16 protein-coding genes and 1 CRISPR repeat array are annotated in these 12,622 nt (G+C 65.8%); of the genes, 8 read left to right on the top strand and 8 right to left on the bottom strand.

All coding sequences use genetic code 11. From position 1 onward, the window contains the following. Positions 1 to 39: 39 nt before the first annotated feature. Both ACH4S7_RS19520 and ACH4S7_RS19515 read right to left on the bottom strand, forming a co-directional pair. The gene (locus ACH4S7_RS19520) at positions 40 to 327 is read right to left on the bottom strand and encodes a hypothetical protein (protein ID WP_398522461.1); all 288 of its coding nucleotides are present in this window, start codon (positions 325 to 327) and stop codon (positions 40 to 42) included. Next, positions 287 to 1,408, bottom strand: a complete 1,122-nt coding sequence (locus ACH4S7_RS19515; protein WP_398522460.1) for a site-specific integrase — start codon at positions 1,406 to 1,408, stop codon at positions 287 to 289. Before ACH4S7_RS19515 ends, ACH4S7_RS19520 begins: the two co-directional genes overlap by 41 nt. A 24-nt stretch (positions 1,409 to 1,432) precedes the next feature. On the opposite strand from ACH4S7_RS19515, the gene ACH4S7_RS19510 reads away from it, so the two are divergent. After that, on the top strand, positions 1,433 to 1,696 hold the full coding sequence (locus ACH4S7_RS19510) for a hypothetical protein (RefSeq protein WP_398522459.1): 264 nt from the start codon (positions 1,433 to 1,435) through the stop codon (positions 1,694 to 1,696). Between the two features lie 55 nt (positions 1,697 to 1,751). On the opposite strand, the gene ACH4S7_RS19505 is transcribed toward ACH4S7_RS19510, so the two are convergent. Together ACH4S7_RS19505 and ACH4S7_RS19500 are read right to left on the bottom strand one after the other, a co-directional pair. Next, entirely contained in the window at positions 1,752 to 2,828 is a 1,077-nt protein-coding gene (locus ACH4S7_RS19505; RefSeq protein WP_398522458.1) for a winged helix DNA-binding domain-containing protein, read from the bottom strand. A gap of 26 nt (positions 2,829 to 2,854) precedes the next feature. Next, positions 2,855 to 3,589, bottom strand: a complete 735-nt coding sequence (locus ACH4S7_RS19500) for an alpha/beta fold hydrolase (RefSeq protein WP_398522457.1) — start codon at positions 3,587 to 3,589, stop codon at positions 2,855 to 2,857. An 80-nt stretch (positions 3,590 to 3,669) separates the two neighbouring features. On the opposite strand from ACH4S7_RS19500, the gene ACH4S7_RS19495 reads away from it, so the two are divergent. From ACH4S7_RS19495 to ACH4S7_RS19480, 4 genes are all read left to right on the top strand, one after another. Next, positions 3,670 to 4,644 carry a helix-turn-helix transcriptional regulator gene (locus ACH4S7_RS19495; RefSeq protein WP_398522456.1) on the top strand — a complete coding sequence of 325 codons (975 nt, stop codon included), beginning with the start codon at positions 3,670 to 3,672 and terminating at the stop codon, positions 4,642 to 4,644. 120 nt (positions 4,645 to 4,764) lie between these two features. Beyond that, positions 4,765 to 4,944 (top strand): hypothetical protein, encoded by a 180-nt coding sequence (locus ACH4S7_RS19490; protein WP_398522455.1) that lies wholly within the window; start codon positions 4,765 to 4,767, stop codon positions 4,942 to 4,944. Between the two features lie 132 nt (positions 4,945 to 5,076). Continuing rightward, a CRISPR array of direct repeats spans positions 5,077 to 5,289; the repeat unit is 29 nt; unit sequence GGGAACACCCCCGCGTGCGCGGGGACCAC. A 256-nt stretch (positions 5,290 to 5,545) separates the two neighbouring features. Next, positions 5,546 to 5,833 (top strand): SpoIIE family protein phosphatase, encoded by a 288-nt coding sequence (locus tag ACH4S7_RS19485; RefSeq protein ID WP_398522800.1) that lies wholly within the window; start codon positions 5,546 to 5,548, stop codon positions 5,831 to 5,833. Further along, positions 5,830 to 6,015: a SpoIIE family protein phosphatase gene (locus ACH4S7_RS19480; RefSeq protein WP_398522454.1), complete on the top strand. Its 186-nt coding sequence runs from the start codon at positions 5,830 to 5,832 to the stop codon at positions 6,013 to 6,015. The genes ACH4S7_RS19485 and ACH4S7_RS19480 overlap by 4 nt, the downstream gene beginning before the upstream one ends. On the opposite strand, the gene ACH4S7_RS19475 is transcribed toward ACH4S7_RS19480, so the two are convergent. Beyond that, positions 5,987 to 6,268 carry a carbonic anhydrase gene (locus ACH4S7_RS19475; protein ID WP_398522453.1) on the bottom strand — a complete coding sequence of 94 codons (282 nt, stop codon included), beginning with the start codon at positions 6,266 to 6,268 and terminating at the stop codon, positions 5,987 to 5,989. The genes ACH4S7_RS19480 and ACH4S7_RS19475 overlap by 29 nt on opposite strands. Before the next feature lie 110 nt (positions 6,269 to 6,378). Here ACH4S7_RS19475 and ACH4S7_RS19470 point away from each other — a divergent pair, with 110 nt between their 5' ends. After that, on the top strand, positions 6,379 to 7,020 hold the full coding sequence (locus ACH4S7_RS19470; RefSeq protein WP_398522452.1) for a C39 family peptidase: 642 nt from the start codon (positions 6,379 to 6,381) through the stop codon (positions 7,018 to 7,020). On the opposite strand, the gene ACH4S7_RS19465 is transcribed toward ACH4S7_RS19470, so the two are convergent. The 3 genes from ACH4S7_RS19465 to alr all read right to left on the bottom strand — a co-directional run bounded on the left by ACH4S7_RS19465 (position 6,986) and on the right by alr (position 10,194). Next, positions 6,986 to 8,116: an MDR family MFS transporter gene (locus ACH4S7_RS19465; protein WP_398522451.1), complete on the bottom strand. Its 1,131-nt coding sequence runs from the start codon at positions 8,114 to 8,116 to the stop codon at positions 6,986 to 6,988. The genes ACH4S7_RS19470 and ACH4S7_RS19465 overlap by 35 nt on opposite strands. Before the next feature lie 89 nt (positions 8,117 to 8,205). Continuing rightward, positions 8,206 to 9,138, bottom strand: coding sequence for a D-alanine--D-alanine ligase (locus ACH4S7_RS19460; RefSeq protein ID WP_398522450.1), 933 nt, complete (start codon positions 9,136 to 9,138; stop codon positions 8,206 to 8,208). A 27-nt stretch (positions 9,139 to 9,165) separates the two neighbouring features. Continuing rightward, positions 9,166 to 10,194 (bottom strand): alanine racemase, encoded by a 1,029-nt coding sequence (gene alr, locus ACH4S7_RS19455; protein ID WP_398522449.1) that lies wholly within the window; start codon positions 10,192 to 10,194, stop codon positions 9,166 to 9,168. A gap of 564 nt (positions 10,195 to 10,758) precedes the next feature. Between alr and ectA the strand changes: the two genes are divergently transcribed. Next, positions 10,759 to 11,322: a diaminobutyrate acetyltransferase gene (gene ectA, locus ACH4S7_RS19450; protein WP_398522448.1), complete on the top strand. Its 564-nt coding sequence runs from the start codon at positions 10,759 to 10,761 to the stop codon at positions 11,320 to 11,322. A 12-nt stretch (positions 11,323 to 11,334) separates the two neighbouring features. Then, entirely contained in the window at positions 11,335 to 12,597 is a 1,263-nt protein-coding gene (gene ectB, locus ACH4S7_RS19445; protein WP_398522447.1) for a diaminobutyrate--2-oxoglutarate transaminase, read from the top strand. Positions 12,598 to 12,622 lie beyond the last annotated feature (25 nt).

Genomic DNA, 12,622 nt, shown 5'->3' with positions numbered 1-12,622 from the left:
AGTACTCGGTCAGCGTCTGCCGTTCGGCGTCGGCGGCCTTCAGCTGGGATCGGGCGGGACGCGCTCGTCCCGGCCGGTGAGCGTGCAGTAGTCGTCGATCCAGGCGGTGAACGAGTTGATGTGATGGGTGAGGACCTGGGTGGTGCGGTCTTTGCCGAGCCGTTCGCGCGCCAGGGCATCGGTGAGCGGGGTGTCGAAGAGAGTGGTCGGAAACAGCAGGTCCCGGTCGTGGAGCCGTTCCAGAACGGACATCGCATCGGCGATCTGGCGGACCACCACCCACGGGTCAGTGCGTTCCTCGCCCTCGGGGTTCTTGGTGCCGCGCACGTCGATGGCGCCCTTCCATCTGCGGCCCTGCATCAGCCAGAGGCCAGTGGTGGCGTCGTGACGGATGCAGCCGCGACGCAGGGCGAGCACTTCCCCGGGTCTGGCCCCCCGAGAGGTAGGTGACGATGACCGCGCAGGCTGTGGATAGGTGGCGGATCAGATGCGGGGCCTCGGCGAAGGTGATCGGATGCGGTCTCCAAGGCCGGCCGTCGAACCGGCCGCGGATCGGGGCACTCAGGTAGGCGGCGTCCGCGATGGGCAGGCCGCAGGTGGCCAGGGCCGCCTTGTTCGCGTTGCGCTTGAGCCAGTGGGTGGGGCAGTTCAACATCCGGGCGAGGTGCCGGCGGTCGAGGACCGGCTGGCCGTCGGGCCGGGCTTGCCCGGGAGGGCCGCGCACTCGCAGGCCATGCGCCGCAGCAGCGACTCCAGATCGACATGGAACATGGCGGGGGTGCGCGGGTCCTGGTGACCGCCGCGCCGATGCCGGGCGGTGAAACTGCGCGGGGCGGAGGGCTGCGTACTCGTCCCGGACGGCGAGGATGTCGTCGGCGAATTCGTGGACGAACCGCAGGGACCACAGCAGCAGCCGGCCGATGGTCGCCGACGGGATGCGCGGAGTTCGGTTCTCCCCGCCGCGCGGTTTCCTGCCGATCGGCTCATCGGCGTCCGCCCCCTGCCAGGGCGGCGACTCGGGGAGTCGGTCCCCGGTCGGCAGCACGTTGCGCCAGGCCCACAGTCGCCGGACGGTAATGATCCGTTCGCCCAGGGTGCCGCGGGACGGGCCGCTCTCGCGCAGGTCGGAGAGGTAAGCGTCCAGGTCGGCATGGCGGATGTCGGCCAGTGCGCAGATGTCGCGGACATCCAGCCAGATCAGGAACGCGGTCAGCGAGGGGAACATCGACACGACGGAGCGGACGGCGAGGCGGGTGCGGGTGAAGCGCCGCAGAGCGGGCGGGGCCGGGCAGTTCAGCAGCTGCCACACGTAGTTCTTGGCCATCCGCCGCAATGGCGCGGGGACCGCGGCGAAGTTCAGGCTGGTCGCCGCGACGTGCTCTTCGAGAAGGCGGGTGTCAGCTCCCACCGGTCCTCGGCGAACACCGACAGGATGGCCGCGTCGGTGCCGGGTTTCACCGGCTGGTTCAGCACCACCGGGGTTCGGGCCTGGGGAAGATCCTCGGCGGGGGCCGGCAGCGCGGGCGCTGTGCAACATCACATGCGACAACACCCGCACTGGGTAGAGAAGTTCGGCGAATACAGCACGCACGAACTAGGCATCCAGCCCGACGCTTACGACCCGAAGCTCGACGTTGACTTTCACCCACTGCGTGAGCAGGGTCTGACCGCCGACGGCCTCGGTCAGGCCGCTTGACCCAACATTCTCGCCTACGTGGCCGCCTCATATGTGAGATCGGGATGCGAGTCGGCTATGCGGTGGGCTGCAGAAAGAGGACGACGGCCTCCTTCTCCATGTTGATTCCCTGCTCGATCTGATGCGGGACAGGTTCGAACGCATCCACCTGGATGGAGCGCGAGCCGGAGCCACAAGTCCAGGTGGCGATGGCCAGTCCGTCGGCGATGACGGTGGGCCGGATGGTTCCGCCTCCTGGCCAGACGCTGGCCTGGTGGAGAGCGGGGACGGACGCCTCGCGGGTGCGGTAGCCGACCAGGTAGTTGTCGTAGGCGGGCAGCATGCGAACGTCTGGGGCGTCGGGTGTACCCATCGGTGGTTCCACCCGCCCAGCGAGCATGGTCAACGCGCCGTGCACGGTGATCGCGCCGGATTCCGCCAGCATTTTCCAGGCCCTGCGGGCCCAGGTGACTGGCAGCCCGGACCAGGCGGCGAAGTCCTCCAGGGTGGCGGGGGCGTGCGCGGCCAGATAGCAATGGGCCAGCTCGGCGAGGGCAGAGTCTCCTTCCCACTGTGCGCCCCCGGTGGTGGGCAGCCAGTCGTCGAGCAGTACATACGTGGCCTCACCGGTGCGCTGCGGGCCGTGACAGAGGACGCCAGTGAGTGCCGCGTGGCGGATCAGGTGGAAAGGCGCCTGCCCGTCCGGCGAGATACCGAGGGTGGTGAGGTGTTCGGTCAGCTCGGCTCGGGTAAGCGGGCCGTGCGCGGCAAGATTGCGCCGGATCAGTTGGTCGGCGCGCTGGCGCAGATCGTCGTCCAGGCCCAGCTGCTGGTAGCGACGGCTGGTTGCGGCAAGAATCCGCGGGGACAGCAACTGCAACACCCAGCGGGCGTCTTCGCTGGGGATGGTGTGCAGGGTGCCGCGCATGTACCAGTTGCGGACGATGCTCCGCTCGTCCTCGTATGCAGTACGGATGGCCTGGGCGGTGACGTCCCGGCCGCGTACCCGGATACCCAGGGCGGCGGCCGTGGCGTCCTGGGACTGGATGGCGAAGACCCGTCGGACGACCGCCTCCGCAGATGTCTCCCGTGCTCCGCCGGCCAGGGCCTGGGCGTGGGCCCGCAGCCTGCTGAGGCTTTCGTGGTCATGCATCGGGCTGTGCCTCTCATCTAGCGCGGTCAGGAGACTGCCTTGTCGAGGATGCTGGCGAGTTCGGCGGGCGCGGACAGCATCGGCCAGTGCCCGGTGGGCAGGTCGAAGCGCCGCCATGCCGGCTGGTTCAGGAAGGCCAACGTCGGCACCCCGGCATCCAGCAGTCCCGTGAAGTCATGGCAGGCGACCAGGACTCGGTCTACACCGGGACCGGGCTCGGCCGGGCCGTCGAGACGCTGGGTAAAGGCGCCGAACGGCTGGGGGGTGGCACGCGAGCGCAGAGCGTCCCGCTGGCCCTCATCGAGCCCGTCGAGGCTGCTGGACAAGCCCAGGACCTCAATCGGCGGCATCGGTAGCCGCCACCCGTCGCCAGAAGCGGCGACCTGCTGGCGCAGCTCGTCCGCTGCCTGCGGTGGCATGAGGTCGAGCATGCACATGCCCGCGGCGAACGGGGCGCTGTCCACATAGACCACGCGCTCCAGCCGGTCGCCGAGACGTCCGGCCGCCCCGGTCACCGGGGCAGCCGCGTGGCTGTGGGCGACCAGCGTGACGTCGCGCAGATCGTTCCGCTCGACGAATCCCGTGATGTCCGCGATGTGCGTGTCCAGGTCCGTCTGGGGTCCACCCTGGTCTGCGTGTTCGGCCAGGCCGGTCAGTGTCAGCGGCAGCGCTGTGTGGCCGCGCTCTCGCAGAGCGCGGGCGGTGTCTTCCCAGGCCCACGCCCCGAGCCAGGCGCCGGGAACGAGTACGAAGGTGGCCATGTGATCTCCCTGAAGTGAGGTGCTGCTCGGAGCGTAGAGTCGATACAGGACAGAATCCGCCCTGAAATGTTGAGTGATCCATGTCGCATCCCCTGACACGTGTGCTGACCCTGCTGGAACTCCTCCAGTCAAACTCCCGACTCACCGGGGCAGAGCTGGCAGACCGCCTGGATACTGACGTCCGCACGGTGCGCCGGTACACCGCCCACCTGCGGGAACTGGGCATCCCCGTGGAGGCCGAACGCGGCCGCTACGGCGGCTACCGACTGGCCCGCGGATACCGGATGCCACCCCTGGTCCTCACCAACGACGAGGCTCTCGCCGTTGTACTAGGTCTGCTCGCTGCGGAACGTCTGGGTATGAGTACGACCGCACCGGCCAGTGCCGGTGCCCTGGCCAAGATCGAGCGGGTGCTCCCGCACGCCATGCGAGAACCGCTCGCCGCCATGCGGGAGGCTCTCTCATTCACCGCCAACGCCGTAATCGGGCAGGCACCCGGGACCGGCGTCCTACTTGCCCTGGCCCAGGCATCCCGCGCCCGGATCACGGTCGGCATCAGCCACCAGTCCTGGCGCCAGGAACACACCGAACGCGACATCGACCCCTACGGCGTGGTCTTCCATACCGGCCGCTGGTACGTCGTCGGCCACGACCACCTCCGCGACAGCCTGCGGACCTTCCGAATCGACCGCATCGCCTCCGTCACCCCCCGAGTCGACAGCTTCACCGCACCCGACGGCTTCGACTCCGTCGCCCACCTGACCTCAAGCCTCGCTCAGGGGTCCTACCGCTGGCGGGTCGAGGTGACGATCCATGGTCCCCTCGATGAGATCGCCCGCCGACTGCCTCGCTCAGCGGTCACCCTCACCGCCCAGCCCACCGGCGTTCTCATGCACGCACGGGCAGAACGGTTGGACGGCATGGCCCGCGTACTCGCCTCCTTGGAGTGGCCCTTCACCATCCACCAGCCCGACGAACTACGGCAGGCGCTCAAGGATCTGGCCGCCCAGCTCACCGCAGCCGCCCAGCGGGGACCGGAAGATCTACCGCGGTAGATACCGGATTTGCTGCGGCTGAGCCCCTACCGTGATCAGCGCGACCTGCGGCGGACCATTCCGGCTGCCGGGGTGAGGTGTACGCATTTACTGCGGCAGTGCCGGAAGGGTGGAGTGGGCATGACGATCGAACCGGTGACCGAAATCGGCAGCGGGGGCGCGCTCCGGCTGCCGCGCGCCCGGGTGGTGCCCCTGTCCGCCCCGCCCGCGTCGTACACCGCGGCGGTCGAGCAGTACCTCACCGGCACGGGCATCGCGAAGTCCTCCGCGCGGATCTACCGGATCTCACTGACGACATGAGGAAGGATGCTCGCCGGCGAACCAGCACCGACCGGACCCGCCCGCCGGGGCGCGAAGCCGCCCGTCTTCCCCGTCGCCGCGATCGACAACCCGGCACTGCCGGAAGTGCTGGCCACATCCCGCGAAGGGGCCGGGAACACCCCCGCGTGCGCGGGGACCACGTCCGGCGCACCGAAGCCGAACTGTGGCGCGAGGGAACACCCCCGCGTGCGCGGGGACCACGGATCACGGCTGGCCTCCTTCGGCCGCGCGGAGGGAACACCCCCGCGTGCGCGGGGACCACGTCTGGCCGCCTACGCCGACACCGTTCCGGCCGGGAACACCCCCGCGTGCGCGGGGACCACCCTTCGCGACCTGCGATTTTACCTCGACGGATGCCTGTTTTTGTCAACTTCCGAAGATTCGGACATATTTCACTTCCAGCGCATTGAGGGGTCGCGCGACGACGCCATGAGTGAATCACGCTGCCCGAAGCCACGGGGGCCCGCACCAACGATAGACAGACGACCCTGCCCCAGGGGCACATCGTCCCGTTTCTTGTACGTGATTCAGAACGCGGAGAGACGGTCGTCATCCACACGGGTCGCCCCTCGTCCTCCGACTGTGCCGAGGTGGCCACCCGCCTGGAAAGAGCGCTGGAACGCGATCGCGCGCGGAAGGGGACGGCGGCTACGACCAGGAAACCTTCGTCACCTGTGTCCTCGCCGAGATCTCGCCCGACCACCGGGTTGTACGGGTACTCAACTGTGGCCACCCCGCACCACTGCTCCCGACCAGGGACGGGAACATTCCCGCCCTCACGCCCACCGTCTTCCGACTGTCGCTCGGGCTCTCCGACCTCGCCCCGTCATCACACCAGCCGGACATCTGGGTATTCCCCCGGACGTGACCCTGCTCCTCTACACCGACGGCCTCTCGGAGGCCCGGGACGCGTCCGGCACCTTCTACGACCCCATGCTCCGCCTGTCAGGCCGTACCCTTTCCACCCCCGCCCGCCTGTGCGGCACTCTCGTCGACGACGTACGGCGCTCCTCGGCCGGGATCACCGACGACGACATGGCCCCTCCGTGAGAATCGTGTTCCGGATCATCCGGACGTTGGGGTCGATCGCCTTGTTCAGCCGCTCCGGAATGTTCGGGTCGCGGTTCACAGTCAGGGTGATCTGGTCGACCAGGTGCCGCTGAGGGCTCGGCATCGGCGGCAGTGTTGGATCCGTGTCGACCACCCGTAGCGCCCTCTTCACCGCGCCACAGGACTCGTGCCCCAGCACGATCATGAGGGGCACGGCCAACTCGACCACGCCGTAGCGAATGCTGCCGGACACCACGATGTCCAGTACCTCACCTGCGCTCGCTCCGGACCACGAAGATGTCTCCGAGCCCCTGAGACGGGCCCGGCGCTGGCGATGTGTTGCACCCGATAGGATCTCCAGCCATGGGCAACGTGATCGCCACCGTGCATTCGGTCCCCTACTACGCACAGTGGGTCTCTCCCCACCTGGTGGAAGACATCGTGACGGGCCAGATCTCGGCACGTGCGGATCCGAATTGGCCCGACTATGGAGCAATCAGCCCGGAAGAGTACGAGTGGTGGTCCTGGCGACTCTGCGGAATGGCATGTCTGCGCATGGCACTGGAGCACTTCGGGCACTCGGTGCCGCCCGCGATGGAGCTGGCGACCGACTGCATGGCGGCAGGCGGCTACGTCAAGCAGGACGATGGCTTGCGGGGACTCATCTATGCGCCGTTCGCCTCATGGGTCGAGGATCGTTTCGGGCTGGTCGCGAAGGTACGTCCCCAGCTCATGGCCTCCGAAATTCCGTCGATCCTGGCCAGTGGGCAGCTTGTGATGCTGTCCGTCAATCCGTCCATTCGTCATCTCAACAGTGCGCCCTCGCATACCGGGGGACATCTGGTGCTGGGAATCGGAGCCACGGCGGACCATCTGGTGATCCATAACCCCTCTGGATTCGCAGCCACATCACAGCAGTACGTTCGGGTGCCGTGGGACAAGCTGGAAAAATTCTATGCCGGTCGAGGTGTCATCCTTGGCGCCGGAGAATCCTTGAAGCGGTAGCCATTTGCGCTGCCACCGCAATGAAGCACAGCACGGCGCAGACCGTCCACAAAAGGGACGCACTGTGTTCCAGGAGGCGGGTGCCCAGGAGCGGTGCTGCGAGCATCGCTCCGGCCCAGGCCATGCCGTACAGGCCGTAGTAGCGACCGCGGAGGTGTTCTGGTGCCAGATGCGCCACAATGGCCTGGTTGACGCAGAAGACTGCGATTTCGCCGAGCGACCAGACCCCGACCGTCACGGTGTAGCCGGCTGGGGATGACACGAACGCTGTGGCTCCGAACCCTATGCCGATGAGCACGGTGCCCGTGATGAGGACGGTGCTCTCGCGCAACTTGCCGATCGTGGGCAAGAGCAGCGGCTGCACGATGACGATGATCACAGCGTTGATCGCCATGATGAATCCGAAGGTGGATGACGAAAGCCCGTCCACCTTCATGGCCAGGGGCAGTGTCGTACCTGCCTGCCGGAACACGATCGCGTAGCAGAACGTCGCCGCCAGGTAGGCCACCATGAGTCGGTCACGGAGTACGTCTCCATAACTACCCGAGGTCGCCTCAGCTTTTCCATTCCTCCGCCCGCTGGCGGGCAGCGCTCGCCATGCCAACACGGCGCCCAGCAGGCAGGTGACGATGTTGATGACGAAGATCAGGGTGAACCCGTGGCGCGTCAGCACACCGCCGAGCACCATCGAGAAGCCGTATCCGAGATTCACGGCCCAGAAGAGCATTCCATAGGCTCTGGGTAGTTGATCTTGCTTGAAGAAATGGGCGACCATGGCGGCCGAAGCCGGCCGCCACAGTTCACCGGACGCCCCAGCAAGGAACGCGAAGAAGCCGATGAGGTAAATGTTCTGACTGAGCCCCAGAGCGAAGAGCGCAACGCCGGCCGCAATCATGCCACCGACCAGAGTCGCCCGGTATCCAAAGCGGTCGACGAGGAGCCCTCCGGCCCACTGCGAGGCGACTCCTCCGATTCCGCAGGCCGTCAGGATGATTCCGGCTGCGGCAACGGACAGGCCCTGGTCCTGGGTGAGGTAGTAGCCGAGGAACGGGATGGCCATGCAGCCGAGCTGATTGGCCAGCAGCGCCGCCCACACCGCCCAGAAGGTCCGGTTGAATCCGGATCCCCAGGTACGAGCCCACCCACGGACCCGCGCTGTGGCGGGCCGCGTGGATTCGGCCGGTGTCACGGGCAGTAGGTGGGCCGGTTGGAGGCACTGTTCAGCATGAGTTCAATGATTCGGTTGAAGCCGAGGCCGGACGCCTCCGCCATGGCCGCCAGGTTTCCCTGACGGGTAAGCCCTGGCACGGTGTTCATCTCCAGCATCACAGGCCCTTGTTCGTTGAGCATGAAGTCGAAGCGGGAAATCCCATGACAACCGCAGGCTTGCCAGGCCAGCAGCGCCAACTCGGTGATCCGATCGGTGATGTGCGGGGCGACGGGAGCTGGGCAGAGATATTCGTGAAGGTCCGGATTCTGCTTGGACTCGGCGTCGTAGAACTCGTTGTGTGAAACGGCTTCCAGCACGGGCAGGGGTATCAGTCGGTCACCGTCCTGCAAGATACCAATGGTGAGAGTGTTGCCGGTCGCGAACGGCTCCACAATGTACTCATGGGACGAGTACAATCCATCGGATGTGAGCAGTTCCTGTAGGTCATCCATACTCCTGATGATGCCGGCTTCAAAACTTTCCCCATTGGAAGCGGGTTTGGCGAACAGTGGAAGGCCCAGTCGGTCGATGACTTTGGCGATCTCTTCACGACTCGCCGCCTTGGTGAGGGAAGCCCACGGAAGCGTCGGGATCCCTTTGCCAACAAGCAGCTGCTTGAATGTCGGTTTGTGCATCCCCAGGGCGCTCGCCAGGACTCCCGGACCGGTGTAGGGAACGCCGAGCACCTCTAACAAACCCTGCAGCTTTCCATCTTCTGCGTACCATCCATGGCCTGCGATGAAACCCGCGTCCACCTTCTTGAGCCGCGACCAGAATCCGGGCTCCGACAGGTCGATCAGTTCACTGGTATGCCCCAGATCTCCCAGGGCCTTGCTCGCTGATTCGGCGGACAGGAAAGACCCTTCGCCTTCCGGGCTGGGGCCTCCGGCGAGTACTCCTACGTGCATGCTTCCGTTCCTCCTCGTATCAGTGCCTCAAGCGGCTCGACGATAAACTCGCTGGTGGTCGCTGGGCAGCGCGGTGCACAACTCCCAGTTGGTCATGTGCGCGAAGGCGAGATGGTCTTCGAGACGGATACCGTCTCCGACGAGTGTCACCGGAGTGCCGACGGGCGCTGCCATCGGGAGCGCGACGGCAAAGGCATCGGATGAGACGGCTCCGATGACCTGCGCGGGCTCATCACCCACCAGAACGGTGGTACCCGTGAGGCGGCCCGAGAAGCCATCTCCGTAGCCGACGGGTACGACACCCATCAGCATGGGGGTTTTGGCGGCGAACGTGGCGTCGTAGCCGACCACCTCTCCCGGCACCAGCCGTCTGGTCTGTGCCAGATAGCTCGTCCAACGCAGCGCGGGCTGCAAGTCGACCCTCTGCGATGCGCTGGCGGACAGCGAGAGTCCCAACAGTGAGCTGCCACAACGGACCGCATCCAGATGGCTGCTGGGCAGGTCGAGCGTGGCACAGCTGTTCGCCACATGCCGGATGCCACCCGGCATCGACTCGGCATGGGTCGTGAACTCGTCCAACTGCTTCAGTGTCAGTCGGCGGTCGGAGTGAGCGTGTGAGAACTGCCCGAACAGTCCCACGACGGAGGAGGGGAGCGCCTTGGGTAACTGTGTGAACCCCCATCTGTTCAAGCCGAGGTTGACCTTGATGTGTACCGACACCTCACGGGCCAGGACTCTCAGACTGGCATCGTCGTAGGCCATGCACTCCAACCGACTCGCCTTCGCGTCTGCCACTTCCCGAGGGTGGACCGGTCCCATGACGACGATGCGCGCACCAGGGTGATGACGGCGTAACTCCTCCCCTTCCCCAACAGTCGCAACGCACAGGGCCTTCGCCCCGGCATCCAAGGCCGCTTGGGCCACGAGAACGGCACCGTGCCCATACGCATTCGCCTTCACGACGGCCCAGAGCTCACTGGCGCCGATGATGCCGAGAACCTGTCGAACGTTACTTCTAATTGCATCCAGGTCAATCGATATCTCCGAACGGTGCATATCGAACTGATACTCCTAACCCGGCAATCAATGCCCCACGAAACTAACATCGGAAGCCGATTCACTGTCAACAGACTGTCAGCCATCTGACTGGATCCCACCCTCCCCGGACTTCGCCGCCACCACGCCCCGCAGCGCTTATATCGGCACTTCAGCAGGGTGGTGGCCGGTCGGGATCGGCCCGTGATAACTCACCGGCCGGGGCTGAATTCACGTGCAACAGTGCATATTTTGGGTGACCTGATGGGCCATGAATAAGAGGCGAGCTCCCGACACGAGTCCGGTTCGGTCGAAATTTCAGGAAAACTGGCGCCTTTGCAGACTCCCTCATGATCAAGCCATTCCTTGAGCAATTAAAGCCTATGCAGAAGATCCATGATCTGTAGATTGGAATGAGCGGCGAGAGGTCTGCCGAATGAGCGACAAGCGCATTGTGCGCGGCGCCAGGCAACCCAGACATGTGTCCGCCCGCCCACCCTCGCCGCCGCATTGACGAGGAACCTGCTAGGTAGGACGCGGTTCTCGCAGCCCCAAGGAACCCTGAGAGAGGTCAGGTCCACCCCCATGCCCGCGAACGCACCGATCGGAAAGTCCTCGCTGAAACGATCGGCGGGTGACCACTCCGGCTCCGCAGCGGAGTTCACGATCCGCCCCCCGAGAGTCGAGGACGGCGCCGCGTTATGGCGCATCGCCCGTGACTCGAAGGTCCTCGCTCTGAACTCGCCGTACAGCTATCTGTTGTGGTGCCGTGACTTCGCCGGCACATCCCTGGTGGTGTGCGACGGCCGGGACGAGCCGGTCGGGTTCGTCACTGGCTACCTGCGCCCCGAGCGACAGCACACACTGCTGGTCTGGCAGATAGCTGTGGACGCGGCACACCGCGGCCGGCGCCTGGCCGGCGCCTTGCTCGACGAACTGACCATGCGAACCGTCCAGGCGCACGGACTAAGCGCCGTCGAAACCACGATCACCCCCACCAACACCGCGTCGAAGCGGCTGTTCACATCCTTCGCCGAGCGCCATGGAGCCGTGGTGAGACCTGAGGACCTCTTCAACGACAAGCACTTCCCTGACGGCACGGCACAGGAACCCGAAGTCCTTTACCACATCGCCCCCCTGTCCTCCTGAGAGAGCGGTGCCATGACCATCACCCAGCCTGACCTGAGCATCTTCGAATCCCTGGAGTCAGAGGTTCGCAGCTACTGCCGCGCGTGGCCCACGGTCTTCGACCGCGCGAAGGGCAGCCACATGTACGACGAGGACGGTCACCAGTACCTCGACTTCTTCGCCGGGGCGGGTTCCCTCAACTATGGACACAACAACGCCGTGTTGAAACGCGCGCTGGTCGACTACCTGGAGCGCGACGGCGTCGTACACGGCCTGGACATGTCGACGACCGCGAAGCGGACCTTCCTGACCTCGTTCCAGAACATCGTGCTCCGTCCGCGGAGCCTTCCCTACAAGGTCATGTTTCCGGGGCCGACGGGTACCAACGCCGTGGAGGCGGCGCTGAAACTGGCCCGCAAGGTCAAGGGCCGCGAGTCGATCGTGTCGTTCACGAACGCCTTCCACGGTATGTCACTCGGCTCGCTGGCAGTCACCGGCAACGCCTTCAAGCGGGCGGGCGCCGGAATCCCGCTGGTCCACGGCACTCCGATGCCCTTCGACCAGTACCTCGACGGCAAGACCCCGGACTTCATCTGGTTCGAGCGGCTCTTGGCGGACCAGGGCTCGGGCCTCAACCAGCCCGCCGCTGTGATCGTCGAGACCGTGCAGGGCGAGGGTGGCGTCAATGTCGCCCGTGTCGGGTGGCTGCGCAGGCTCGTCGAGGTGTGCGAGCGCTGGGACATGCTCCTCATCGTCGACGACATCCAGATGGGCTGCGGTCGTACCGGTACGTTCTTCTCGTTCGAGGAGGCGGGAATCGTGCCGGACATCGTGACGGTGTCCAAGTCCATCAGCGGCTACGGTCTCCCCATGTCTCTCTGCTTGTTCAAGCCGGAGCTCGACGTGTGGGAACCGGGCGAGCACAACGGCACGTTCCGTGGCAACAACCCGGCGTTCGTCACGGCCACCGCGGCCTTGGAGACGTACTGGGCCGACAGCTCGTCGATGGAGAAGCAGATCTGCGCCCGGGGCGAACAGGTCCTGGAGGCACTGACCGAGATCCGCACGGAGGGCTGCAAGGAGTATCGAGGTCGTGGCCTGGTCTGGGGACTTGAGTTCCACGACAAGCAGCGCGCTAACCGTGTCGCCCGCCGCGCCTTCGAACTCGGACTGCTCATCGAGACCTCCGGCCCCGAGAGCGAGGTCGTGAAGCTTCTCCCGGCGCTGACGATTACCCCCGAGGAATTGGACGACGGGCTACGCATTCTCGTGCGTGCGGTGCGCGAGACGGCGTAACCTGCCCGCCCAACCCCGTCAACTC

The organism is Streptomyces sp. NPDC020965 (assembly GCF_044333555.1).
Taxonomy (GTDB): domain Bacteria; phylum Actinomycetota; class Actinomycetes; order Streptomycetales; family Streptomycetaceae; genus Streptomyces.
This window is presented reverse-complemented; position numbering and strand designations above follow the sequence as displayed.